The 21,345-nt window shown below is 50.9% G+C and carries 31 protein-coding genes; all 31 read left to right on the forward strand.

The features are described from left to right. Nucleotides 1–41 precede the first annotated feature (41 nt). The 31 genes from rpoC (at nt 42) to rpsD (ending at nt 21,345) form a co-directional block, all read left to right on the forward strand. Nucleotides 42–4,262 (forward strand): DNA-directed RNA polymerase subunit beta', encoded by a 4,221-nt coding sequence (gene rpoC / locus IB286_RS09940; RefSeq protein ID WP_190765071.1) that lies wholly within the window; start codon nt 42–44, stop codon nt 4,260–4,262. A gap of 147 nt (nt 4,263–4,409) precedes the next feature. After that, the gene (gene rpsL / locus IB286_RS09945; RefSeq protein ID WP_190765073.1) at nt 4,410–4,784 is read left to right on the forward strand and encodes a 30S ribosomal protein S12; all 375 of its coding nucleotides are present in this window, start codon (nt 4,410–4,412) and stop codon (nt 4,782–4,784) included. 88 nt (nt 4,785–4,872) lie between these two features. Further along, complete coding sequence (rpsG, locus tag IB286_RS09950) at nt 4,873–5,343, forward strand: 30S ribosomal protein S7 (RefSeq protein ID WP_190765075.1); 471 nt, start codon at nt 4,873–4,875, stop codon at nt 5,341–5,343. Nucleotides 5,344–5,367: 24 nt separating this feature from the next. Continuing rightward, on the forward strand, nt 5,368–7,473 hold the full coding sequence (gene fusA, locus IB286_RS09955) for an elongation factor G (protein ID WP_190765077.1): 2,106 nt from the start codon (nt 5,368–5,370) through the stop codon (nt 7,471–7,473). 32 nt (nt 7,474–7,505) lie between these two features. Next, complete coding sequence (tuf, locus tag IB286_RS09960) at nt 7,506–8,729, forward strand: elongation factor Tu (RefSeq protein WP_190765079.1); 1,224 nt, start codon at nt 7,506–7,508, stop codon at nt 8,727–8,729. Nucleotides 8,730–8,989: 260 nt separating this feature from the next. Then, nucleotides 8,990–9,301 (forward strand): 30S ribosomal protein S10, encoded by a 312-nt coding sequence (rpsJ, locus tag IB286_RS09965; protein WP_190765415.1) that lies wholly within the window; start codon nt 8,990–8,992, stop codon nt 9,299–9,301. Between the two features lie 115 nt (nt 9,302–9,416). Beyond that, complete coding sequence (rplC, locus tag IB286_RS09970) at nt 9,417–10,061, forward strand: 50S ribosomal protein L3 (RefSeq protein WP_190765081.1); 645 nt, start codon at nt 9,417–9,419, stop codon at nt 10,059–10,061. 10 nt (nt 10,062–10,071) lie between these two features. Next, nucleotides 10,072–10,692 (forward strand): 50S ribosomal protein L4, encoded by a 621-nt coding sequence (gene rplD, locus IB286_RS09975; protein WP_190765083.1) that lies wholly within the window; start codon nt 10,072–10,074, stop codon nt 10,690–10,692. Further along, the gene (rplW, locus tag IB286_RS09980; protein WP_190765085.1) at nt 10,689–10,985 is read left to right on the forward strand and encodes a 50S ribosomal protein L23; all 297 of its coding nucleotides are present in this window, start codon (nt 10,689–10,691) and stop codon (nt 10,983–10,985) included. Before rplD ends, rplW begins: the two co-directional genes overlap by 4 nt. An 18-nt stretch (nt 10,986–11,003) precedes the next feature. Next, a complete protein-coding gene (gene rplB, locus IB286_RS09985; RefSeq protein ID WP_190765087.1) occupies nt 11,004–11,828 on the forward strand; it encodes a 50S ribosomal protein L2 in 825 nt (274 codons plus the stop codon). Nucleotides 11,829–11,864: 36 nt separating this feature from the next. Beyond that, complete coding sequence (gene rpsS, locus IB286_RS09990) at nt 11,865–12,140, forward strand: 30S ribosomal protein S19 (RefSeq protein WP_190765089.1); 276 nt, start codon at nt 11,865–11,867, stop codon at nt 12,138–12,140. Between the two features lie 26 nt (nt 12,141–12,166). After that, nucleotides 12,167–12,505 (forward strand): 50S ribosomal protein L22, encoded by a 339-nt coding sequence (gene rplV, locus IB286_RS09995; RefSeq protein ID WP_190765091.1) that lies wholly within the window; start codon nt 12,167–12,169, stop codon nt 12,503–12,505. A 14-nt stretch (nt 12,506–12,519) separates the two neighbouring features. Then, entirely contained in the window at nt 12,520–13,194 is a 675-nt protein-coding gene (gene rpsC, locus IB286_RS10000) for a 30S ribosomal protein S3 (protein WP_190765093.1), read from the forward strand. 12 nt (nt 13,195–13,206) lie between these two features. Continuing rightward, nucleotides 13,207–13,620 (forward strand): 50S ribosomal protein L16, encoded by a 414-nt coding sequence (gene rplP, locus IB286_RS10005; RefSeq protein WP_190765095.1) that lies wholly within the window; start codon nt 13,207–13,209, stop codon nt 13,618–13,620. After that, nucleotides 13,620–13,811 carry a 50S ribosomal protein L29 gene (gene rpmC, locus IB286_RS10010; RefSeq protein ID WP_190765097.1) on the forward strand — a complete coding sequence of 64 codons (192 nt, stop codon included), beginning with the start codon at nt 13,620–13,622 and terminating at the stop codon, nt 13,809–13,811. Before rplP ends, rpmC begins: the two co-directional genes overlap by 1 nt. Nucleotides 13,812–13,813: 2 nt before the next feature. After that, nucleotides 13,814–14,080 carry a 30S ribosomal protein S17 gene (gene rpsQ, locus IB286_RS10015; protein ID WP_190765417.1) on the forward strand — a complete coding sequence of 89 codons (267 nt, stop codon included), beginning with the start codon at nt 13,814–13,816 and terminating at the stop codon, nt 14,078–14,080. 52 nt (nt 14,081–14,132) lie between these two features. After that, nucleotides 14,133–14,501: a 50S ribosomal protein L14 gene (gene rplN / locus IB286_RS10020; protein WP_190765099.1), complete on the forward strand. Its 369-nt coding sequence runs from the start codon at nt 14,133–14,135 to the stop codon at nt 14,499–14,501. 37 nt (nt 14,502–14,538) lie between these two features. After that, complete coding sequence (rplX, locus tag IB286_RS10025) at nt 14,539–14,856, forward strand: 50S ribosomal protein L24 (protein WP_190765101.1); 318 nt, start codon at nt 14,539–14,541, stop codon at nt 14,854–14,856. A gap of 13 nt (nt 14,857–14,869) precedes the next feature. Further along, on the forward strand, nt 14,870–15,409 hold the full coding sequence (rplE, locus tag IB286_RS10030; protein ID WP_190765103.1) for a 50S ribosomal protein L5: 540 nt from the start codon (nt 14,870–14,872) through the stop codon (nt 15,407–15,409). 14 nt (nt 15,410–15,423) lie between these two features. Beyond that, entirely contained in the window at nt 15,424–15,729 is a 306-nt protein-coding gene (gene rpsN, locus IB286_RS10035) for a 30S ribosomal protein S14 (RefSeq protein ID WP_190765105.1), read from the forward strand. A gap of 45 nt (nt 15,730–15,774) precedes the next feature. Further along, nucleotides 15,775–16,170, forward strand: coding sequence for a 30S ribosomal protein S8 (rpsH, locus tag IB286_RS10040; RefSeq protein WP_190765107.1), 396 nt, complete (start codon nt 15,775–15,777; stop codon nt 16,168–16,170). Nucleotides 16,171–16,194: 24 nt separating this feature from the next. Beyond that, nucleotides 16,195–16,728 (forward strand): 50S ribosomal protein L6, encoded by a 534-nt coding sequence (rplF, locus tag IB286_RS10045; RefSeq protein WP_190765109.1) that lies wholly within the window; start codon nt 16,195–16,197, stop codon nt 16,726–16,728. A 10-nt stretch (nt 16,729–16,738) separates the two neighbouring features. After that, nucleotides 16,739–17,089: a 50S ribosomal protein L18 gene (rplR, locus tag IB286_RS10050; RefSeq protein WP_190765111.1), complete on the forward strand. Its 351-nt coding sequence runs from the start codon at nt 16,739–16,741 to the stop codon at nt 17,087–17,089. A gap of 12 nt (nt 17,090–17,101) precedes the next feature. Further along, on the forward strand, nt 17,102–17,614 hold the full coding sequence (gene rpsE, locus IB286_RS10055; protein ID WP_190765112.1) for a 30S ribosomal protein S5: 513 nt from the start codon (nt 17,102–17,104) through the stop codon (nt 17,612–17,614). An 18-nt stretch (nt 17,615–17,632) separates the two neighbouring features. Then, nucleotides 17,633–17,809: a 50S ribosomal protein L30 gene (gene rpmD / locus IB286_RS10060; RefSeq protein ID WP_190765114.1), complete on the forward strand. Its 177-nt coding sequence runs from the start codon at nt 17,633–17,635 to the stop codon at nt 17,807–17,809. Nucleotides 17,810–17,821: 12 nt separating this feature from the next. Then, nucleotides 17,822–18,256, forward strand: coding sequence for a 50S ribosomal protein L15 (gene rplO, locus IB286_RS10065; protein WP_190765419.1), 435 nt, complete (start codon nt 17,822–17,824; stop codon nt 18,254–18,256). A 10-nt stretch (nt 18,257–18,266) separates the two neighbouring features. Then, nucleotides 18,267–19,592 (forward strand): preprotein translocase subunit SecY, encoded by a 1,326-nt coding sequence (secY, locus tag IB286_RS10070; RefSeq protein WP_190765116.1) that lies wholly within the window; start codon nt 18,267–18,269, stop codon nt 19,590–19,592. Between the two features lie 31 nt (nt 19,593–19,623). Continuing rightward, nucleotides 19,624–19,740, forward strand: a complete 117-nt coding sequence (gene rpmJ, locus IB286_RS10075) for a 50S ribosomal protein L36 (RefSeq protein WP_190765118.1) — start codon at nt 19,624–19,626, stop codon at nt 19,738–19,740. Nucleotides 19,741–19,855: 115 nt separating this feature from the next. After that, nucleotides 19,856–20,212, forward strand: coding sequence for a 30S ribosomal protein S13 (gene rpsM / locus IB286_RS10080; protein ID WP_190765120.1), 357 nt, complete (start codon nt 19,856–19,858; stop codon nt 20,210–20,212). 96 nt (nt 20,213–20,308) lie between these two features. After that, complete coding sequence (rpsK, locus tag IB286_RS10085; protein ID WP_190765122.1) at nt 20,309–20,701, forward strand: 30S ribosomal protein S11; 393 nt, start codon at nt 20,309–20,311, stop codon at nt 20,699–20,701. A 23-nt stretch (nt 20,702–20,724) separates the two neighbouring features. Beyond that, nucleotides 20,725–21,345, forward strand: a complete 621-nt coding sequence (gene rpsD, locus IB286_RS10090) for a 30S ribosomal protein S4 (protein WP_190765124.1) — start codon at nt 20,725–20,727, stop codon at nt 21,343–21,345.

The following is a 21,345-nucleotide window of genomic DNA, read 5'->3' on the forward strand; positions in this document are numbered from 1 at the left end:
ATTGGTGAGGCGCCTGACATTACCCTTGCGGAGGAACGGCCTTGAAAGATTTATTGAATCTCTTGAAACAGGGACAGCAAAGCGAAGAGTTTGACTCAATTCGCATTGGACTGGCATCGCCAGAGCTGATCCGCTCCTGGTCATTCGGCGAAGTTAAAAAGCCGGAAACCATCAACTACCGTACCTTCAAGCCGGAGCGTGACGGCTTGTTCTGCGCCAAAATTTTTGGCCCAGTAAAGGACTATGAGTGTCTGTGTGGTAAGTACAAACGTCTGAAGCACCGCGGTGTTATCTGTGAAAAATGTGGCGTTGAAGTGGCGCTGGCAAAGGTGCGTCGTGAGCGCATGGGCCACATCGAGCTGGCTAGCCCCGTTGCTCACATTTGGTTCCTGAAGTCACTGCCAAGCCGTATCGGTTTGTTGCTGGACATGACCCTGCGCGATATTGAGCGCATTCTGTACTTTGAATCCTATGTTGTGACCGATCCCGGCATGACTACGCTGGACAAAGGTCAGTTGCTCAATGACGAGCAGTACTACGAAGCAATGGAAGAGTTTGGCGACGATTTCACTGCCAAGATGGGTGCCGAAGCCATCCAGCATTTGCTGCTGGAGCTGGACCTGAATGAAGAAGTGAATCGCCTGCGTGAAGAAATTCCGGCGACCAACTCTGAAACCAAAATCAAGAAGCTGTCCAAGCGCCTGAAGCTGATTGAAGCGCTGGCCGACTCTGGCAACAAGCCTGAGTGGATGGTTATGGAAGTGCTGCCAGTATTGCCGCCCGATCTGCGCCCATTGGTACCGCTGGATGGTGGTCGTTTTGCGACTTCTGACCTGAACGATCTTTATCGCCGGGTTATCAACCGTAACAACCGTCTGAAGCGCCTGCTGGATCTGAACGCGCCAGACATCATCGTGCGCAACGAAAAGCGTATGCTGCAGGAATCTGTGGATGCGCTGCTGGATAACGGTCGTCGTGGCCGTGCTATTACCGGCTCTAACAAGCGTCCGCTGAAGTCACTGGCTGACATGATCAAAGGTAAGCAAGGTCGCTTCCGTCAGAACCTGCTGGGTAAGCGCGTCGACTACTCTGGTCGTTCGGTTATCGTGGTGGGTCCTACTCTGCGTCTGCACCAGTGTGGTCTGCCTAAGAAAATGGCCCTTGAGCTGTTCAAGCCATTCATTTTCGGCAAGCTGGAAGCTCGCGGTTTGGCGACGACTATTAAAGCCGCCAAGAAAATGGTTGAGCGTGAGCCACCAGAAGTGTGGGATATCCTCGCTGAAGTTATTCGCGAGCACCCCGTTATGCTGAACCGTGCGCCCACACTGCACCGTTTGGGTATTCAGGCATTTGAACCTGTTCTGATCGAAGGTAAAGCGATTCAGTTGCACCCACTGGTGTGTGCGGCCTATAACGCCGACTTCGACGGTGACCAGATGGCGGTACACGTACCGCTGACATTGGAAGCACAGCTTGAAGCTCGTGCGCTGATGATGTCGACCAACAACATCCTGTCGCCTGCAAACGGTGAGCCTATTATCGTACCTTCGCAGGACGTGGTATTGGGGCTGTACTGGATGACTCGCGCCCGCGTTAATGCGTTGGGTGAAGGCATGGCGTTCTCTAGCCCGCAGGAAGTTCAGCGTGCCTATGCCGGTGGCAAAGTACACCTGCAAGCGCGTATCAAGTGCCGTATTAAAGAAGTTATCGTTGATGAAAACGGCGAAAGCCACACTAACCGCAGCCTGGTTGAAACCACGGTTGGTCGTGTGGTGCTGTGGCGCATCGTGCCAGAAGGTCTGCCGTTCTCGCTGGTTAACCAATCAATGGTTAAAAAGGCGATCTCACGTTTGCTGAACGAGTGTTACCGTCAGGTTGGTTTGAAAGCCACAGTAATTCTGGGCGACCAACTGATGTACACCGGTTTCGAGTACTCCACTCGCTCCGGTAGCTCCATCGGTGTAAACGACTTCGAAATTCCAGTGCAAAAAGCCAGCATTGTTGAAGCGGCTGATGCAGAAGTTCTAGAAATTGAAAAGCAATACGCCTCGGGTCTGGTTACCCAGGGTGAGAAATACAACAAGGTTATCGACATTTGGTCTCGCGCCAACGACTTGGTTTCTAAGTCGATGATGGAAGGTCTGTCGAAAGAGCCAGTGATTAACCGCGACGGCGAAGAAGAGCTGCAAGACTCCTTCAACTCGGTTTATATGTATGCCGACTCTGGTGCGCGTGGTTCCCCAGCGCAGATTCGTCAGTTGGCCGGTATGCGTGGTCTGATGGCCAAGCCAGATGGCTCGATCATCGAAACGCCAATCACCGCGAACTTCCGCGAAGGTCTGAACGTACTGCAGTACTTCATCTCGACCCACGGTGCGCGTAAAGGTCTGGCGGATACCGCACTGAAAACCGCAAACTCTGGTTACCTGACTCGTCGTCTGGTAGACGTTGCGCAAGACGTGGTTGTTACCGACAAAGACTGTGGCACTGACCAAGGCCTGTTGATGACGCCAGTAATCGAAGGTGGCGACATCATCGAATCGCTGGGTGATCGTGTACTGGGTCGTATCGTTGCGAAAGACGTGATGGTTCCCGGTACTGATGACGTGGCCGTTGAAGCTGGCGTGATGCTCGATGAGAAATGGATTGTTCAGCTTGAAGAGCTGGGCATCGACGAAATCGAAGTGCGCTCGCCCATTACCTGTGAAACTCGCCACGGCGTGTGTTCAATGTGTTACGGCCGTGATCTGGCGCGTGGCCATTTGGTTAACCGTGGTGAATCTGTGGGCGTTATCGCTGCGCAGTCAATCGGTGAGCCCGGTACTCAGCTGACCATGCGTACCTTCCACATCGGTGGTGCGGCATCGCGGGCAACTGCGGCCGACAGCATTCAAGTTAAGCAAGACGGTAAAGCGCGTCTGCACAATCTGAAATACGTTGAGCGTGAAGACGGCACACTGGTTGCGGTTAGCCGTTCTGGTGAACTGGCAGTTACCGATGCCAACGGCCGTGAGCGCGAGCGCTACAAGCTGCCATACGGTGCCTCTATCAAGGTTCAAGACCGCGACGAAGTGGCCGCTGGTGCCATCGTGGCGACTTGGGATCCGCACACTCACCCCATCATCACTGAGGTGGCGGGCTTCGTGAAGCTGTCCGGTATGGAAGAGGGTATTACCGTTAAGCGCCAAACAGACGAACTGACCGGTTTAAGCAGCATCTCTGTAATGGAGCAGTCTGAGCGTCCTGCGGCGGGTAAAGATATGCGTCCAGCGGTGACTCTGGTTGATGCTGATGGCAACGAACTGTGCCTAGCGGGTACCAACGTTCCTGCTCACTACTTCCTGTCTGATCTGGCGATTGTGTCGCTGGAAAATGGTTCAGAAGTAAAAGTTGGTGACGTTATCGCCAAGATTCCTCAAGAAAGCTCGAAGACTCGCGACATCACCGGTGGTCTGCCACGCGTTGCTGACCTGTTTGAAGCGCGCAAGCCAAAAGAGCCCGCGATTCTGGCGGAAATCTCCGGTACCGTTAGCTTCGGTAAAGAGACCAAGGGTAAGCGCCGTTTGGTAATTACTCCAGCCGATGGCAAGCCGCTGTCAGATGGTAGCGATCACTACGAAGTGCTGATTCCGAAATGGCGTCAACTGACCGTGTTCGAAGGTGAACAGGTTGAGAAGGGCGAGATTGTTTCTGAAGGCCCATTGAGCCCGCACGATATTCTGCGTCTGAAAGGCGTTGAAGAGCTGGCGAAATATATCGTTAACGAAATCCAAGACGTTTACCGTCTGCAGGGTGTAAAAATTAACGATAAGCACATCGAAGTTATCTGCCGTCAGATGCTGCGCAAGGTCAACATCCTTACCTCTGGTGATTCTTCATTCATCAAAGGCGAGCAGGTTGAGTACGTACGCGTGGTGGTTGAGAACGAAATGCTGGCTGCTCAAGACAAGATCGCCTGCTCTTACGAGCGCGAACTGCTGGGTATTACCAAGGCCTCGTTGGCAACAGAGTCCTTTATCTCTGCGGCCTCGTTCCAGGAAACGACTCGCGTTCTGACCGAAGCAGCGGTAACTGGCAAGCGCGATTACCTGCGCGGCCTCAAGGAAAACGTGGTTGTGGGTCGCCTGATTCCAGCCGGTACCGGTCTGGCTTATCACAGCGAGCGTAAGCAGCGCCGTGAAGAAGCTATGGCTAGCACCGTATCTGCTCAGGAAATCGAAGCGGCACTGACCGAAGCTTTGAGCGAAAATATTGAGGGATAAGTGCGCCACTGGCGGCACTAACCCCTCTTGACGACTGTGGAGCGCATCTTTAAAATCCGCGCTCCACTTTTTCTATGCTTGGCAGAATTATCTGACGAGCAATAACGACCAGTACCTTGGTGCTGGTTTTTGTATTTGGAGTTATGAATGGCAACGATCAACCAGTTGGTTCGTAAGCCGAGAAAACGCAAAGCGGCAAAAAGCGACGTTCCTGCATTGCAGGCATGTCCTCAGCGTCGTGGTGTGTGTACTCGTGTTTACACCACTACCCCCAAGAAGCCTAACTCAGCGCTGCGTAAAGTTTGCCGTGTGCGTCTGACTAACGGTTTTGAAGTTTCTTCTTACATCGGTGGTGAAGGCCACAACCTGCAAGAGCACAGTGTTGTGCTGATTCGCGGTGGTCGTGTTAAGGATTTGCCAGGTGTGCGTTACCACACTGTTCGCGGCAGCCTGGATACTTCCGGTGTTAACAACCGTAAACAAGCGCGTTCCAAGTACGGAACCAAGCGTCCTAAGGGTTAATCCCCGTTAGGATTTTTTATCGTTTTATAAGTAAGGCCGGTTCAAAGCGAAAATCGTAACCGGATTTACCTGAAGAGAGAGTAGAGTCATGCCAAGAAGACGCGTCGCCGCCAAGCGGGAAATCCTTCCAGATCCAAAATTTGGGAATCTGACCCTGGCGAAGTTCATGAACCACGTAATGGTAAGTGGTAAAAAATCGGTTGCAGAGCGCATCGTATATGGAGCTCTGGACCTGGTGCAGGAACGTTTGAGCAAAGATCCCCTGGAAGTATTCGACGAGGCGCTTGAGAATATCGCGCCAATGGTAGAGGTTAAGTCACGCCGTGTTGGTGGTGCTACCTACCAAGTTCCAGTTGAGGTTCGCCCAAGCCGTCGCACTGCGTTGGCTATGCGTTGGTTGGTAGATTACTCTCGTGGTCGCGGTGAAAAATCCATGCGTCAGCGTCTGGCTGGTGAAATCATCGACGCTTCTCAGGGCAAAGGCTCTGCAGTTAAGAAGCGTGAAGATGTACACCGTATGGCAGAAGCTAACAAAGCCTTCTCGCACTACCGCTTCTAAGTTACTCGCGCTAAGGAAAATACCGTGGCTCGTAAAACACCTATCGCCAGATATCGTAATATCGGTATCTGTGCGCACGTAGACGCTGGTAAGACCACGACTACGGAACGGGTACTGTTCTATACCGGTTTGTCTCATAAAATCGGCGAGGTTCATGATGGTGCTGCCACCATGGACTGGATGGAGCAGGAGCAAGAGCGCGGTATTACCATCACTTCTGCTGCAACCACCTGTTTCTGGGCGGGTATGCAGCAGCAGTTCGATCAGCATCGCATCAATATCATCGACACGCCTGGGCACGTTGACTTCACTATTGAAGTTGAGCGTTCGCTGCGGGTGCTCGATGGCGCTGTGGTGGTGCTTTGTGGCTCCTCCGGTGTTCAGCCGCAAACTGAAACCGTGTGGCGCCAAGCCAATAAATATGAAGTTCCGCGCATGGTGTTCGTCAATAAGATGGACCGTACCGGCGCGAGCTTTACTCGCGTTATTCAGCAGTTGCGTGATCGTCTGGGTGCCAATGCCGTACCTATGCAGATGACCATCGGTGCTGAAGACGAATTCAAGGGTGTTGTTGATCTGGTCAAAATGAAGGCCATCCTCTGGAATGAGGAAGATCAAGGTATGACCTTTGAGTATCAAGATATTCCAGAAGACCTTCAGGCGCAGTGTGAAGAAATGCGCGAATACATGGTGGAGGCTGCGGCCGAAGCTTCTGAAGAGTTGATGGACAAATACCTTGAAGATGGTGAGCTGAGCGAGGAAGAGATCAAGCAGGGTATTCGTATGCGTACTCTGGCTAATGAAATTATTCCTGTGTTTGGCGGCTCCGCCTTCAAAAATAAAGGTGTTCAAGCGGTGCTCGATGCGGTAATTGAGTACATGCCAGCGCCTAACCAAGTGAAAGCGATTGAGGGTACGCTGGATGACGGTGAGACCGTCGATACCCGCGAGGCTGACGACAATGCGCCTTTTGCTGCGCTGGCCTTTAAAATCGCTACCGATCCCTTTGTTGGAACCCTAACCTTCTTCCGTGTTTATTCCGGTGTGCTTGAAAGTGGCTCGGCGGTATATAACTCGGTTAAAGGTAAAAAAGAACGTGTCGGTCGGATGGTGCAAATGCATGCCAATGACCGTCAAGAAATTAAAGAAGTGCTTGCAGGTGATATCGCGGCCGCTATCGGTCTTAAAGATGTCACCACGGGCGATACGCTCTGCGCCATTGATAATGTCATTATTCTTGAGCGCATGGAGTTCCCGGAGCCGGTTATCTCGGTTGCGGTAGAGCCAAGAACAAAAGCGGATCAGGAAAAAATGGGTATTGCGCTGGGCAAATTGGCGCAAGAAGATCCCTCCTTTCGCGTGAAAACTGACGAAGAAACCGGTCAAACAATTATCTCGGGTATGGGTGAGCTTCACCTCGATATCATTGTTGATCGCATGCGTCGTGAATTTAGCGTTGAAGCGAATATCGGTAAGCCGCAGGTGGCTTATCGCGAAGCAATTCGCAATAAGTGCGAAATTGAAGGCAAGTTTGTGCGCCAGTCAGGTGGTCGCGGTCAGTACGGTCACTGCTGGATTCGTTTTGAGCCAGCCGAAGAAAGTGGCGACGATCAACTAGAATTCGTCAACGAAATCGTTGGCGGTGTGGTGCCTAAAGAATATATTCCGGCCATCCAGAAAGGCATTTCAGAGCAGATGCAAAACGGTGTGCTAGCGGGCTATCCTCTGCTGGGTTTGAAGGCGACCGTTTACGATGGTTCTTACCATGATGTTGACTCCAACGAAATGGCGTTTAAAGTAGCGGCATCCATGGCGACCAAGAAATTGGCCGAGCATGGCGGTGCAGTGCTGCTTGAGCCCATGATGAAGGTTGAAGTGGTAACCCCGGAAGAAAATATGGGTGATGTGGTTGGCGACCTTAATCGTCGTCGCGGCATGATTCTGGGTATGGATGAAAGCGTATCGGGCAAGATTGTTAATGCGGAAGTTCCGCTGGCAGAAATGTTTGGTTACGCGACAGACTTGCGTAGTGCGACACAAGGGCGTGCGACTTTTACGATGGAGTTTGCCAAATATGCGGAAGCTCCCCGTAACGTTGCCGATGCGATAATTGCAAAAAATAGAGCTTAATTTTAGGTTCATTACTTTAGAGGAAATTAGCCGTGGCTAAGGAAAAATTTGAACGTAATAAGCCCCACGTAAACGTGGGCACCATTGGTCACGTTGACCATGGTAAAACCACGCTGACTGCAGCACTGACTCGCGTATGTGCGGAAGTGTTTGGTGGTACAGCGGTAGCATTTGACGGTATCGACAATGCGCCTGAAGAGCGTGAGCGCGGTATCACCATTGCGACTTCACACGTTGAATACGATTCAAACGTACGTCACTACGCGCACGTAGACTGCCCTGGTCACGCCGACTATGTTAAGAACATGATCACTGGTGCGGCGCAGATGGACGGCGCGATCTTGGTATGTGGTGCCACTGACGGCCCAATGCCACAAACTCGCGAGCACATCCTGCTGTCTCGTCAGGTAGGTGTACCTTACATTGTTGTGTTCCTGAACAAAGCTGACCTGCTGGCTGAAGATTGCGGCGGCGTAGGCACCGACGAATACAACGAAATGCTTGAGCTGGTTGAAATGGAACTGCGCGAGCTGCTGGACACTTACGAATTCCCAGGCGATGACACTCCAATCATCCCAGGTTCTGCTCTGATGGCGCTGAACGGCGAAGACGACAACGAGCTGGGTACCACTGCTGTTAAGAAGCTGGTTGAAGCGCTGGATACTTACATCCCTGAGCCTGAGCGCGCTATCGATATGCCATTCCTGATGCCAATCGAAGACGTATTCTCAATCTCTGGTCGCGGTACTGTAGTAACTGGCCGTGTTGAGCGTGGCATTCTGAAAACTGGCGACGAAATCGAAATCGTTGGTATCCACGACACCACCAAGACCACCTGTACTGGTGTTGAGATGTTCCGCAAGCTGCTGGACGAAGGCCGTGCTGGTGAGAACGTTGGTGTTCTGCTGCGTGGTACTAAGCGTGACGAAGTTGAGCGTGGTCAGGTTCTGTGTAAGCCCGGTTCAATCAAGCCGCACACTCGCTTCGAAGCAGAAGTATACGTACTGTCAAAAGAAGAAGGTGGTCGTCACACTCCTTTCTTCAAAGGCTACCGTCCACAGTTCTACTTCCGTACTACTGACGTAACTGGTGCGTGTGAACTGCCAGAAGGTACTGAAATGGTAATGCCAGGCGATAACGTGAAAATGGACGTTACCCTGATTGCACCAATCGCGATGGAAGAAGGTCTGCGCTTTGCGATCCGTGAAGGCGGTCGTACTGTTGGCGCCGGCGTTGTTGCCAAAATCGTAGAGTAAGTCGTGCGGCGGTAGCGATACCGCTAATCGAAAAAAGGAGGCCTCGGCCTCCTTTTTTAGTGCCTGAGCAAGGGAATGATTAGGTGTGAATATTATGTGGTGGATTATTTGATTCATTCTGAAATTGTTGTTGACAACAGGGTAATGGATCATTAATATGCCGCTTCTTTTTTCGGGTTGTCTGTTACAGATTGCTAAGTAAAGCGGATCTGTAAAGCGTGAAACGCCCGGGATATCGTTCGGGATGGGAGTTGGATCAAGTGCAAAATCAACGGATTCGAATTCGTTTAAAAGCTTTTGATCACCGCCTCATTGATGCGTCAACGCAAGAGATTGTTGAGACTGCAAAGCGCACTGGTGCTCAGGTACGTGGACCAATTCCACTGCCTACACGCAAAGAGCGTTTCACAGTTTTGATTTCTCCGCATGTGAACAAGGATGCGCGTGATCAATACGAGATCCGCACCCATAAGCGCATGCTGGATATCGTTGAGCCTACAGAAAAAACTGTAGACGCACTGATGAAGCTGGATCTGGCGGCTGGTGTAGAAGTTCAAATTAGCCTTGGCTAATTTATCTAAAATTTTCTGAATTATCAGACCCGCTCAGGGGCTGGCCCTGGGTTGTGTAACGCGCGAAAGCGCGGCCGTAGAGGGTTAAGCCCCGTACACTGAGAGGTTGGAGCAAATGACTATTGGTTTGGTCGGTCGTAAAAGCGGCATGACTCGCGTTTTTACTGATGACGGCGTATCTATTCCGGTAACCGTGATTGAGGTTGAGCCCAATCGTGTTGCCCGTGTCAAAGATGGTGAATCTGATGGCTATCGTGCCATTCAGGTTACCGCTGGTGCTCGCAAGGCATCGCGCATTTCTAAGCCTGAAGCAGGCCACTTCGCCAAAACTGGCGTAGAGGCTGGTCGTGGTCTGTGGGAATTCCGTCTGGAAGAGGCGGATGAATCTCCAGAAGTTGGCGCTGAATTGACTGTAGCGGTTTTTGAAGCTGGTCAAAAAGTTGACGTGACTGGTCAGTCTAAAGGTAAAGGTTTTCAGGGTGGTGTTAAGCGCTGGAATTTCCGTACCCAGGACATGACTCACGGTAACTCTCTGTCGCATCGTGCGCCAGGTTCTATCGGTCAGTGTCAGACTCCAGGTCGTGTATTTAAAGGCAAAAAGATGGCTGGGCACATGGGTGCTGAGCAAGTAACCGTGCAAACTCTTGAGGTTGTGCGTGTTGATGCCGAGCGCAATCTGATTCTGGTTAAAGGCGCAGTTCCTGGTGCGCCAGGTGGGGATGTGATCGTACGCCCTGCCGTGAAAGCAAAAAAATCTTGAGGGCTAAGCAGTGGAATTGAATATTGCGACACCCGGTAATGGGGCAGGCGCTGGGACTCTTCAAGTCTCCGATGTCACCTTTGCTCGTGAGTTTAATGAAGATCTGGTTCATCAGGTTGTAACTGCCTTTCTGGCTGGTGCTCGTCAGGGTACCCGTGCGCAGAAAACTCGCTCTGAAGTGAGTGGTGGCGGTAAAAAGCCTTGGCGTCAAAAAGGTACTGGTCGCGCTCGTGCGGGTACTACTCGCAGCCCGATCTGGCGTACTGGTGGTGTGACCTTTGCTGCTAAGCCGCAAGATCACAGCCAGAAAGTAAACCGCAAAATGTACCGTGCGGCCCTGCGTTCAATTCTGTCTGAGTTGGCGCGTCAGGATCGTCTGGTTGTGGTTGAGTCGCTGGAACTTGAAGCGCCAAAAACCAAAGAGCTGGTTAAGTTGCTGGGTGGTCTGGGTGCTGATAACGCCCTGCTGGTTACCGAAGAAGTGACTGGCAACCTGTACTTGGCTTCGCGCAACCTTGTTAATGTTGATGTTCGCGATGTAGCGGGCGTTGATCCAGTTAGCCTGATTGGTCATGAAAAAGTTGTGGCTACTGTAGGTGCGCTGAAGAAGTTTGAGGAGATGCTGGGATGAACGCAGAACGTATCTATAAGGTACTGCTCGGCCCGCACGTTTCTGAAAAAGCGGCCCTGAGTGCTGATGTTGGTAATCAGGTGGTGTTCAAGGTTCTGCCATCTGCTACCAAGCTTGAGATCAAGCATGCAGTAGAAAAGTTGTTCAAAGTTAGCGTAACTGATGTTCGTACTGTGAATGTCAACGGCAAAGTAAAGCGTAACCGCTACGGTTTTGCCAAGAAGCCTGATTGGAAAAAGGCCTACGTCAGCATTGAGCAGGGTCAGGAAATCGACTTCGCGGTCGCTGAATAAGTCTGGAGCTAAGTCAAAATGGCAATTGTAAAAAGTAAACCGACTTCGCCTGGCCGCCGCTTTGTTGTTCAGGTTGTAAATTCGGATCTGCACAAAGGTGCGCCGTACAAGCCTTTGGTTGAAGCGCAAAACCGTAATGGTGGTCGTAACAACAATGGTCGTATCACTACTCGTCACGTTGGTGGTGGTCATAAGCAGCATTACCGTCTGATTGACTTTAAACGCAATAAAGATGGTATCGCTGGTGAAGTTGAGCGTCTGGAATATGATCCTAACCGCACCGCATTTATTGCGTTGGTTAAGTACGCTGACGGTGAGCGTCGCTACATTATCGCACCTAAAGGCGTAAGTGCTGGCGATCAAGTGTTCTCTGGTGAGTCTGCGCCAATTAAAGCGGGTAATACTCTGCCGCTGCGCAATATCCCAGTGGGTGCGACTGTTCACTGTGTAGAAATGAAGCCTGGTAAAGGCGCGCAATTGGCTCGCAGTGCTGGTGCATCTGTGCAGTTGGTTGCTCGTGAAGGTCAATACGCCACTCTGCGTCTGCGCAGTGGTGAAATGCGCAAAGTGTTGAGCGAATGCCGTGCGACCCTCGGTGAGGTGTCAAACAGCGAGCACAGCCTGCGTAAGTTAGGTAAAGCCGGTGCGGCGCGTTGGCGCGGTGTTCGTCCCACTGTTCGCGGTGTGGCTATGAACCCTGTCGATCACCCACACGGTGGTGGTGAAGGTCGTACTTCTGGTGGTCGTCATCCAGTGTCCCCATGGGGCATGCCGACCAAAGGGTATAAGACCCGTAAAAATAAGCGTACAGATAAACTGATCGTTCGCGACCGTCGCAAGTAAGCGATAAGCAGCAATCAGAGTAAAGAGGATTAGCTTGTGCCACGTTCATTGAAAAAAGGTCCGTTTATCGATCTTCACCTATTGAAGAAAGTTGAAACGGCAGTGGAAAAAAATGACCGCCGTCCGATCAAAACTTGGTCGCGTCGCTCGATGATTCTGCCTGAAATGGTGGGTCTGACTATCGCTGTTCACAACGGTCGTCAGCACGTTCCAGTTCTGGTGTCCGAGGATATGGTCGGTCACAAACTGGGTGAATTCGCCGCGACTCGTACCTACAAAGGTCACGTGGCTGACAAAAAGGCCAAGCGTTAAGCTTGGGTCGAGAGAGGCTTTTAAAGATGGAAGTAGCAGCACGTTTAAAAGGCGCACGAATCTCAGCCCAGAAAGTACGCTTGGTTGCCGATCAGATTCGCGGCAAAGGTGTTGAAGAGGCGCTGGATCTGTTGACCTTCAGCCCTAAAAAAGCAGCGGTTCTGGTTAAGAAAGTGCTCAACTCTGCAATTGCAAACGCTGAGCACAATGAAGGCGCTGACGTGGATGAGCTGAAAGTGTCCACCATTTTCGTTGACGAAGGTATGACTCTGAAAAGATTGCGTCCACGCGCCAAAGGCCGTGCGGATCGTATTCTGAAAAGATCTTGTCATATCACCGTTAAAGTTGCCGACAGCGAAGGCTAGTAGGAGAAGACCACATGGGTCAGAAAGTACACCCGACCGGCATTCGGCTGGGAATCGTAAAAGATCACAACTCTGTTTGGTACGCGGGTAGCAAAGATTACTCTGCAAAGCTGGTTACTGATCTCGAGGTTCGTGAATACCTCCAGGAAAAACTGGCCCACGCCTCCGTGAGTCGTATTGTTATTGAGCGTCCTGCGCAAACAGCACGCATCACTATCCACACTGCTCGCCCCGGTATTGTTATCGGTAAAAAAGGTGAAGACGTGGACAAGTTGCGCGCTGAGCTCGGTGTAAAAATGGGTGTGCCAGTGCACATCAACATCGAAGAAGTTCGCAAGCCAGATATGGATGCCAAACTGGTTGCTATGAACGTAGCTCAGCAACTTGAGCGTCGTGTTATGTTCCGTCGCGCTATGAAGCGTGTGGTTCAAAACGCACTGCGCCAAGGCGCTGAAGGTATCAAAGTACAAGTAAGCGGCCGTGTTGGCGGTGCTGAGATTGCTCGTACTGAATGGTACCGCGAAGGCCGTGTGCCACTTCACACTCTGCGTGCGGATATCGACTACGCAACCCATGAAGCCGCGACTACTTACGGCATCATTGGTGTGAAAGTCTGGATCTTCAAAGGTGAGATCCTGGGCGGCAAAACAGAAGCAGCCGAAGTTAAGGCTAAGAAAGTTTCAGAGTAAGGGTTACGCAAAATGTTACAGCCGAAGCGTACAAAGTTTCGCAAAGTACAGAAAGGCCGCAACCGTGGTTTGGCAGAGCGTGGCAGCAAGGTCAGCTTTGGTGATTTCGGTCTGAAATCTGTAGGTCGCGGTCGCATTACTGCACGTCAAATCGAAGCGGCGCGTCGTGCGATGACTCGTCACATTAAACGTGGCGGTAAAATTTGGATTCGAGTTTTCCCAGACAAGCCAATTACCGAGAAGCCCTTGGAAGTTCGTCAAGGTAAAGGTAAGGGTAACGTTGAATACTGGGTTGCCCAGATTCAGCCGGGTAAAGTTCTGTATGAAGTAGAAGGTGTATCTGAAGAACTGGCGCGCGAAGCATTTGCTCTTGCTGCTGCCAAACTTCCAGTGCCAACTACTTTTGTTAAGCGGGTGGTGATGTGATGAAAGCGAGTGAATTGCGCGACAAGTCAGTAGATGAGTTGAACGCTCAGCTGATCCAACTGCTGGAAGATCAATTTAAGCTGCGCATGCAGAAAAGCACCGGTCAATTGGCACAGACTCATTTGCTCAAGCAAACGCGTCATGACATTGCCCGTGTTAAAACGGTGCTCCAGGAAAAAGCAGGTAATTAATGATGACAGAAGTAGCCAAATCTGCTCGTACCGCCACTGGTAAAGTCGTCAGTGACAAAATGGACAAGACAATTACTGTCTTGATTGAGCGTCGTGTGAAGCACCCCGTTTACGGTAAGTACATCACTCGCTCCTCAAAAATCCATGCTCACGACGAAAACAACGAGTGCCAAATGGGTGACGTGGTAACAGTTAGCGAGACTCGTCCGCTTTCCAAGTCAAAAACCTGGGCACTGTTGAGCATCGACGAGAAAGCAACACAGATTTAAACGACGGCCGTGTGCAAAGCTTGATGCACCGTAGAAGCTTTGGAGTTAAGCAATGATTCAGACAGAAAGCTATTTGGAAGTTGCAGATAACAGTGGCGCCCGTCGTGTTATGTGTATCAAGGTGCTTGGCGGCTCTCACCGTCGTTATGCCCGCGTAGGTGACCTGATCAAGGTAACCGTTAAGGAAGCAATTCCACGCGGCAAGGTGAAGAAAGGCCAAGTAATGACGGCTGTTGTCGTTCGCACCAAAAAAGGCGTGCGTCGTGCAGATGGTTCCATTATTCGTTTCGACGATAATGCGGCGGTTCTGCTGAACAACAACCACGCTCCGATTGGTACCCGTATTTTTGGGCCGGTCACCCGCGAGCTGCGCAGCGAGAAGTTCATGAAGATCATCTCTCTGGCACCTGAAGTACTGTAATTGGCCAGCGGCAAAGAGAAGACTGAGGTCAGTAAAAATGCGCAAGATTAAACGCGACGATGAAGTCATCGTTATTACCGGTAAAGACAAAGGTAAGCGCGGCAAGGTAACAAAAGTTGTCGACGAAAGCCGTGTTCTGGTTGCTGGTATCAACATGATCAAGAAGCACCAGCGTCCAAACCCACAACTGGGTGTAGCTGGCGGCATTATTGAAAATGAGGCGCCGATTCAGGTGTCTAATGTGGCTATCTACAATCCGACTACTAGCAAGGCGGATCGTGTGGGTTTCAAAGTTGCCGAAGACGGCAGCAAAACCCGAGTATTTAAATCCAGCGGCGACGCGATCGACGCGTGAGGGTTAAGTGAAAATGGCACGTTTGAGCGAACTGTACAACAACGAGTTGCGCGCCAAGCTTAAAGAAGAGCTTGGTCTGGCCAACCCGATGGAAGTACCCAAGATTACCAAGATCACCCTGAACATGGGTGTGGGCGAAGCTGCGGCTGATAAAAAAGTTCTGGAAGCAGCGCTTGCTGATCTGGAAAAAATCAGCGGTCAAAAGCCGGTGGTAACCAAATCACGTAAGTCTATCGCAGGCTTCAAAATTCGTGATGGTTGGCCAATCGGTTGCAAAGTGACCCTGCGTCGTGAGCATATGTACGAATTCCTGGATCGCCTGGTAAACGTATCTATCCCACGTATCCGTGACTTCCGTGGCATTAGCCCGAAATCATTTGACGGTCGTGGCAACTTTGCGATGGGTGTTACCGAGCAAATCATTTTCCCAGAAATTGATTACGACAAAGTTGATAAGCTGCGTGGTTTGGACATCACCATTACCACTACTGCTCGCAATGACGACGAAGGTCGGGCGCTGCTGAAAGCGTTCAACTTCCCGTTCAAAGCTTAAGGAGTTGATGGACAATGGCTAAAGAGTCAATGAAAGCGCGTGAAGCTAAGCGTGCCAAAACTGTCGCCAAATTTGCTGCAAAACGCGCCGAACTGAAAGCAATCATCGGCAGCGCTGAAAGCACTGAAGAACAAAAGTGGGATGCGCAGGTTAAGCTGCAAAAGCTGCCACGCAATGCCAGCCCAATCCGCCAGCGTCGTCGCTGTCAGGTAACTGGCCGTCCACACGGTGTTTACCGCAAGTTCGGCCTGTGCCGTAACAAGCTGCGTGAAGCAGCGATGCGCGGTGATGTGCCTGGCCTGGTTAAGGCTAGCTGGTAAACGATTTTTACACCGTGATAACACGGTGGTTAATGGGAGCAGAACATGAGCATGCAAGATCCTTTGGCGGATATGTTGACCCGCATCCGCAACGCTCAAATGGCAGGTAAAACTGCGGTACAAATTCCAGCCTCCAAGCTTAAAGTGGCGGTTGCTAAAGTACTTGAGGAAGAGGGTTATATCGCTGGCTATCGCAAAGAAGGGGAAGCTGCTTCCGCGACTTTGCACGTTGACCTGAAATACTTTCAGGGCAAACCAGTAATTGCTGAACTTCAGCGTGTAAGCCGCCCGGGTCTGCGTGCTTACGCTGGTAAAGACAAGTTGCCTTCAGTTCGTGCCGGACTGGGTGTGGCGATTGTGTCAACCAGCCAAGGTGTAATGACTGACCGTGCAGCGCGTGCTGCTGGTGTCGGTGGCGAAGTGCTTTGCACAGTTTTCTAATTTGACGGTCGAAGAGTTTTCAAGATGTCTAGAGTAGCGAAAAGTCCAGTGGCTATCCCCAAAGGGGTTGAAGTCAAACTCGACGCCGAGACGATCGCCGTCAAAGGCAAAAATGGCAATTTGTCTATGCCGTTGCACGCTTCCGTCGAGGTTAAAGAAGAAGATGGTCAACTGACCTTTGCTGGCCGTGAAGGCTGTAAAGAAGGTTGGGCCATGGCCGGAACCACCCGCGCACTGACCAATAACATGGTTATCGGTGTGAGCGAAGGCTTCCAGCGTAAACTGATTTTGAATGGTGTGGGTTATCGTGCCAAAGCCGGTGGTAAAACACTGAACTTGGTTCTGGGTTACTCCCATCCTATTGATTATGAATTACCGGAAGGTATCAGCGCTGAGACTCCAACTCAGACTGAAATCGTATTGTCTGGTAATGACAAGCAGCTGCTCGGAAAGGCCGCCGCGGAAATCCGCGCATTCCGTCCGCCCGAGCCTTACAAGGGTAAAGGTGTTCGCTACGCTGACGAATTTGTTCGTCGTAAAGAAGCGAAGAAAAAGTAAAGGCTAGGCTATGAGCGAGAAAAAAGTATCAAGATTGCGTCGCGCTCGTCGCGCTCGTAACAAAATGCGTGAACTGCGCGCAGTTCGCCTGAGTGTTCACCGTACTCCACGCCACATCTACGCACAGCTGATTTCAGCTGAAGGCGACAAGGTTCTGGCTAGTGCCTCTACCCTGGATAAGGATCTGCGCAGTGGTGTTACCGGTAATATTTCTGCCGCTGAAGGCGTTGGCAAGTTGATTGCTGATCGCGCAAAAGCTGCAGGTGTTACCAAGGTGGCTTTCGATCGTAGCGGTTTCCGCTTCCATGGCCGTATCAAGGCTTTGGCAGACGCGGCCCGTGAAGGTGGACTGGAATTCTAAGGTTAATTAGCAATGGCATTTAACGAGCAAAAAGACAAAGCAAACACTGAAGGCCTGCAAGAGAAACTGGTTCAGGTTAACCGTGTAGCTAAAGTAGTAAAGGGCGGCCGTATTTTCAGCTTTACTGCTCTGACAGTAGTTGGCGACGGTAACGGCAAAGTAGGTTTTGGTCGCGGCAAGGCTCGTGAAGTGCCAGTTGCAATCCAAAAGGCAATGGAAGCTGCGCGTCGCAACATGATTCAGGTTGATATCAAAGGCGACACGCTGCAATACGCGGTTAAAGCTAACCACGGTGCTTCTAAGGTTTACATGCAGCCAGCCTCTGAAGGTACGGGTGTTATCGCCGGTGGTGCGATGCGTTCTGTGCTGGAAATTGCCGGTGTGCATAACGTACTGGCTAAGTGCTACGGTTCAACCAATCCGGTGAACGTGGTACGCGCCACTATTAAAGCGCTGCAAAGCATTTCTTCTCCTGAAGAAGTGGCTGCCAAACGCGGCAAATCTGTTGAAGAAATCCTGGGTTAATAACAGGCAGGCTTTGTTATGAGCAAGATCAAAGTTACTCAAGTGCGTTCTATTAATGGACGTCTGAAGACCCACAAGGCTTGCGTAGCCGGTCTGGGCCTTCGTCGAATTGGTCACACTGTTGAAGTTGAAGATACTCCTTCAGTTCGCGGCATGATCAATAAAGTTAACTATCTGGTACGTGTTGAGAGTTAAGACATGAGCGATATGCGTCTGAATACACTGAGCCCAGCTCCTGGTCGCACCAAAGATGCCAAGCGCGTAGGTCGCGGCATTGGTAGCGGTTTGGGCAAAACAGCTGGCCGTGGTCACAAAGGTCTGAAGTCACGCTCTGGCGGTTCTGTACGTCCCGGTTTCGAAGGCGGTCAAATGCCTTTGCAGAAGCGTTTGCCTAAATACGGCTTCACTTCTCGCCTGGCAATGGTTACTGCTCAGATCCGTACTGCGGAACTGAACAATCTGACTGATGAAGTCGTTGATCTGGATGCGCTGAAGCGCGCTGACCTGATCAGCAACAACATCGAACGCGCTAAAGTGTTCCTGTCAGGTGATGTAACCAAAGCAGTGACTATCAAAGGTTTGGCGGTAACTAAAGGTGCCCGTGAAGCCATTGAAAAGGCTGGTGGGAAAATCGAGGAATAAGGCGGTAACAATGGCCAAGCCCAGTCCGATGACAATGGGAAATAAAGCAGGTTTAGGCGAGCTGATGGCTCGCCTTCGTTTTCTGTTACTGGCAATAATCGTTTACCGAATCGGAACTCACATTCCGGTTCCAGGCATCAACCCTGATCAATTGGCTGCGTTGTTCAACCAAAATCAGGGCACGGTACTTGGTTTGTTTAATATGTTCTCGGGCGGTGCCCTTGAGCGTATGAGTATTCTGGCTTTGGGTATCATGCCTTACATCTCTGCCTCTATCATTATGCAGTTGATGTCCGCCGTGAGCCCCCAGCTGGAAGCGCTGAAGAAAGAAGGTGAAGCAGGTCGCCGTCAAATCAGCCAATACACGCGGTATTTAACCGTTGTACTGGCCGCCTTGCAGGCTACCGGTATGACCGTTGGTATGGCCAATCAAGGCCTCGCCTATTCAGCGGATATTAGTTTCTTCATTGTCGCGGTTGTCTCTTTGGTGACCGGTGCAGTGTTTATGATGTGGTTGGGCGAGCAGGTAACTGAGCGCGGTATTGGCAACGGTATCTCCATGCTGATCTTCGCGGGTATCGTCGCTGGTTTACCACAAGCTGTCGGCCAGTCCTTAGAACAGGCGCGTCAAGGTGAGATGAATATTCTTATCTTGTTGGGTGTGTTGGTTCTGGCGGTTGCGGTGATTTACCTGGTGGTATTTATCGAGCGCGGTCAACGCCGTATTACGGTGAACTACGCTAAGCAACAGCGCGGTAATAAAGTTTATCAGGGACAATCCAGCCATTTGCCGATGAAGGTCAATATGGCGGGTGTTATCCCAGCGATTTTCGCTAGCTCAATCCTGCTGTTCCCTGCGTCTATTGCGCAGTGGGTTGGTCAGGGTGATGGCATGGAATGGTTGCAGGATTTGGCTTTGGCGATTGGCCCCGGTCAACCACTGAATATCATTCTGTTTACGGCGTTAATTGTATTTTTCTGTTTCTTCTACACGGCGTTGATGTTCAACCCCGATGAAGTTGCAGACAACCTGAAGCGTTCTGGCGCATTTTTGCCCGGTATCCGCCCAGGTAAACAAACAGCAAATTACATTGATGGTGTTCTGACTCGTTTGACCATGTTCGGGTCGGTTTATATCGCTGCTGTTTGTTTGTTGCCTCAGTTTTTGGTTGTGATGTGGAATGTGCCGTTTTATCTCGGTGGTACCTCATTGTTGATCGTTGTAGTCGTAGTGATGGATTTCATGGCGCAGGTTCAATCGCACCTGATGTCTCATCAATACGAGTCAGTGATGAAAAAAGCCAATCTGAAAAATTACGGAAGTGGTGCCCGCTAAAAGCACTACGGTTTAGCTTTGGAGTGTCGACATGAAAGTTCGCGCATCGGTAAAGGCAGTTTGCCGCAAATGTAAAATTGTTCGTCGCAAAGGCGTTGTACGCGTTATTTGCAGTGCAGAGCCTCGCCATAAACAACGGCAAGGCTAAGCTTTAGGGCTTGAAAAGCGGTTCGCTTGCAGCTAGACTACTGCGCCTTTCGCGCGGTGGTCCTGTTGACATTAGGCCGTATTGTGAAGTGATAGGTTTAACTGGAGTAATCTGAATGGCTCGTATTGCGGGTGTCAACATCCCAGATAACAAACATGCTGTTATCTCGTTGACCTACATCTACGGCATCGGTCGCACCACTGCAAAGCAATTGTGTGCGGGTAACTCGATTCCGGAAGACATGAAAATTGGTGATCTGACTGAGGATCAATTGGACAACCTGCGTAATGCAATTGCGAAAATGGTTGTTGAAGGTGATCTGCGTCGTGAAGTGTCCATGAACATCAAGCGTCTGCTTGATCTTGGTTGCTACCGTGGTCTGCGTCACCGCAAGAGCTTGCCCCTTCGCGGTCAGCGCACTAAGACTAATGCGCGTACCCGTAAAGGCCCACGTAAGCCAATTCGTAAGTAAGTTTAAGATTGAGTCGTTAGCCTATTGCTAATGGCTCGACCTTTTAGTGTAGCTACACCATTAGTGTAGTGTTGATATTAGAAGTAGGAAGCAACAATGGCTAAACCTAGCAAACAGGCGCCACGTAAAAAGGTCAAAAAGACCGTCGTGGACGGTGTGGCTCATATCCACGCCTCTTTCAATAACACCATCGTTACCATTACTGACCGTCAGGGCAATACCCTGTCTTGGGCAACTGCTGGTGGCAGTGGTTTCCGCGGTTCACGTAAAAGCACTCCATTTGCAGCTCAGGTTGCAGCAGAGCGTGCCGGTACCGCCGCTAAAGACTACGGTCTGAAAAACCTTGATGTAGAAGTTAAAGGTCCAGGCCCAGGTCGTGAGTCAGCAGTTCGTGCATTGAACAACTGCGGCTACAAAATCACCAATATCACTGACGTGACGCCCATTCCTCACAATGGTTGCCGTCCTCCCAAGAAACGTCGCGTGTAATTAACAGTTGAGGAATTTTTGAAATGGCTAGATATCTGGGCCCAAGCTGTAAATTAGCAAGACGGGAAGGCACTGACCTGTTCCTGAAGAGTGGTGTTCGCCCACTGGATTCAAAATGTAAAGCTGAAACTGCACCCGGTGTACACGGTGCGCGTCGTGGTCGTCTGTCTGACTACGGTGTTCAGCTTCGCGAAAAACAAAAAGTTCGCCGTATGTACGGTGTTCTGGAAAAGCAATTCCGCAGCTACTACAAAAAAGCTGCTCAGCGTAAAGGCGCCACTGGCGAAAACCTGCTGAAATTGCTGGAAGGCCGTCTGGATAACGTGGTTTACCGCATTGGTTTCGGTTCAACCCGTGCCGAATCCCGCCAGCTGGTATCGCACAAAGGTATTCTGGTAAATGGTAGCGTGGTAAACGTGCCTTCTTACCAAGTTCAGCCTGGTGATGTGATCACTCTGCGTGAAAAAGCGAAGAAGCAACTGCGAGTTCAATCTGCGCTGGCTCTGGCTGCTCAACGCGGTGACGTTGCGTGGATTGATGTAAACAGCGACAAAATGGAAGCGGTTTACAAAAATGCTCCAGATCGCAGCGATCTGTCAGCTGAAATTAATGAGCAGCTGATCGTCGAGCTTTACTCTAAGTAA

Origin of the sequence: Spongiibacter pelagi, assembly GCF_014705705.1 — a bacterium.
GTDB classification, from domain to species: Bacteria; Pseudomonadota; Gammaproteobacteria; order Pseudomonadales; family Spongiibacteraceae; genus Spongiibacter; species Spongiibacter pelagi.

Bases quoted from the DNA above. Each gene is read 5' to 3' on its own strand.
- rpsG (WP_190765075.1), top strand. From the start codon at position 4,873: ATGCCAAGAAGACGCGTCGCCGCCAAGCGGGAAATCCTTCCAGATCCA.
- rpsK (WP_190765122.1), top strand. From the start codon at position 20,309: ATGGCTAAACCTAGCAAACAGGCGCCACGTAAAAAGGTCAAAAAGACC.
- rplN (WP_190765099.1), top strand. From the start codon at position 14,133: ATGATTCAGACAGAAAGCTATTTGGAAGTTGCAGATAACAGTGGCGCC.
- rpsN (WP_190765105.1), top strand. From the start codon at position 15,424: ATGGCTAAAGAGTCAATGAAAGCGCGTGAAGCTAAGCGTGCCAAAACT.
- rpsL (WP_190765073.1), top strand. From the start codon at position 4,410: ATGGCAACGATCAACCAGTTGGTTCGTAAGCCGAGAAAACGCAAAGCG.
- rplF (WP_190765109.1), top strand. From the start codon at position 16,195: ATGTCTAGAGTAGCGAAAAGTCCAGTGGCTATCCCCAAAGGGGTTGAA.
- rplE (WP_190765103.1), top strand. From the start codon at position 14,870: ATGGCACGTTTGAGCGAACTGTACAACAACGAGTTGCGCGCCAAGCTT.
- rplW (WP_190765085.1), top strand. From the start codon at position 10,689: ATGAACGCAGAACGTATCTATAAGGTACTGCTCGGCCCGCACGTTTCT.
- rpmD (WP_190765114.1), top strand. From the start codon at position 17,633: ATGAGCAAGATCAAAGTTACTCAAGTGCGTTCTATTAATGGACGTCTG.
- rpsQ (WP_190765417.1), top strand. From the start codon at position 13,814: ATGACAGAAGTAGCCAAATCTGCTCGTACCGCCACTGGTAAAGTCGTC.
- rplO (WP_190765419.1), top strand. From the start codon at position 17,822: ATGCGTCTGAATACACTGAGCCCAGCTCCTGGTCGCACCAAAGATGCC.
- rplX (WP_190765101.1), top strand. From the start codon at position 14,539: ATGCGCAAGATTAAACGCGACGATGAAGTCATCGTTATTACCGGTAAA.
- rplC (WP_190765081.1), top strand. From the start codon at position 9,417: ATGACTATTGGTTTGGTCGGTCGTAAAAGCGGCATGACTCGCGTTTTT.
- rpsC (WP_190765093.1), top strand. From the start codon at position 12,520: ATGGGTCAGAAAGTACACCCGACCGGCATTCGGCTGGGAATCGTAAAA.
- rplB (WP_190765087.1), top strand. From the start codon at position 11,004: ATGGCAATTGTAAAAAGTAAACCGACTTCGCCTGGCCGCCGCTTTGTT.
- rpmJ (WP_190765118.1), top strand. From the start codon at position 19,624: ATGAAAGTTCGCGCATCGGTAAAGGCAGTTTGCCGCAAATGTAAAATT.
- rplP (WP_190765095.1), top strand. From the start codon at position 13,207: ATGTTACAGCCGAAGCGTACAAAGTTTCGCAAAGTACAGAAAGGCCGC.
- rpmC (WP_190765097.1), top strand. From the start codon at position 13,620: ATGAAAGCGAGTGAATTGCGCGACAAGTCAGTAGATGAGTTGAACGCT.
- rpsH (WP_190765107.1), top strand. From the start codon at position 15,775: ATGAGCATGCAAGATCCTTTGGCGGATATGTTGACCCGCATCCGCAAC.
- rpsE (WP_190765112.1), top strand. From the start codon at position 17,102: ATGGCATTTAACGAGCAAAAAGACAAAGCAAACACTGAAGGCCTGCAA.
- rplV (WP_190765091.1), top strand. From the start codon at position 12,167: ATGGAAGTAGCAGCACGTTTAAAAGGCGCACGAATCTCAGCCCAGAAA.
- secY (WP_190765116.1), top strand. From the start codon at position 18,267: ATGGCCAAGCCCAGTCCGATGACAATGGGAAATAAAGCAGGTTTAGGC.
- rplR (WP_190765111.1), top strand. From the start codon at position 16,739: ATGAGCGAGAAAAAAGTATCAAGATTGCGTCGCGCTCGTCGCGCTCGT.
- rpsD (WP_190765124.1), top strand. From the start codon at position 20,725: ATGGCTAGATATCTGGGCCCAAGCTGTAAATTAGCAAGACGGGAAGGC.
- rpsM (WP_190765120.1), top strand. From the start codon at position 19,856: ATGGCTCGTATTGCGGGTGTCAACATCCCAGATAACAAACATGCTGTT.